Source organism: Photobacterium alginatilyticum, assembly GCF_009910675.1.
In the GTDB taxonomy this organism is placed as follows: Bacteria; Pseudomonadota; Gammaproteobacteria; order Enterobacterales; family Vibrionaceae; genus Photobacterium; species Photobacterium alginatilyticum.
The window spans coordinates 1-801 of record NZ_RSEJ01000161.1; the positions used below are offsets into that span (position 1 = coordinate 1).

Consider the following 801-nt stretch of genomic DNA (forward strand, 5'->3'; position numbering starts at 1 on the left):
TTTTGGATATTTAGATAATTCATTTCATTATTCTTTGTAGTATACAATACTTCCGTAAATTTCACTTCATTTAGAATTTAGTTCAGTTTTATTTTAGATTTATTCTGTAAAATGAAATTTCAAATAAATATAAATCWAGAATAAGGAGTTTTTATGTCKCGTTAYCGAGGACCTCGTTTCAAAAAAATACGYCGCCTGGGAGCTTTACCAGGACTTACKAATAAAAGGCCCARRGCCRTAAATGATCTTAGAAACCAAWYGCGTTCCGGGAAAAAATCTCAATATCGTATTCGTCTAGAAGAAAAACAAAAATTGCGTTTTCATTATGGTCTTACAGAACGACAATTACTTAAATAYGTTCGTATTGCCGGAAAAGCCAAGGGGTCAACAGGTCAGGTTTTATTACAATTACTTGAAATGCGTTTGGATAACATACTTTTTCGATTGGGTATGGCTTCAACTATTCCCGGAGCTSGCCAAKTAGTTAACCATCGACATATTGTCGTTAATGGTCGTATAGTAGATATACCGAGTTATCGTTGCAAACCCCGAGATATTATTACAGCARGGGATGAACAAAAATCCAGAGCTCTGATTCAGAATTCTCTCGATTCCTCCCCTCAGGAGGAAYTGCCAAAACATTTGACTCTTTACCCATTTCAATATAAAGGATTAGTCAATCAAATAATAGATAGTAAATGGGTMGGTTTGAAAATAAATGAGCTGCTAGTCGTAGAATATTATTCTCGTCAGACTTAAACCTAACTAAAAGAATAAGCGTTCGGACAATTTTTGTACCTT

1 protein-coding gene is annotated in these 801 nt (G+C 34.4%); it reads left to right on the forward strand.

What is annotated here, in order from left to right; genetic code table 11:
• Window positions 1–153: 153 nt before the first annotated feature.
• Entirely contained in the window at window positions 154–759 is a 606-nt protein-coding gene (rpsD, locus tag EIZ48_RS31545) for a 30S ribosomal protein S4 (protein ID WP_160658770.1), read from the forward strand.
• Window positions 760–801: the final 42 nt, after the last annotated feature.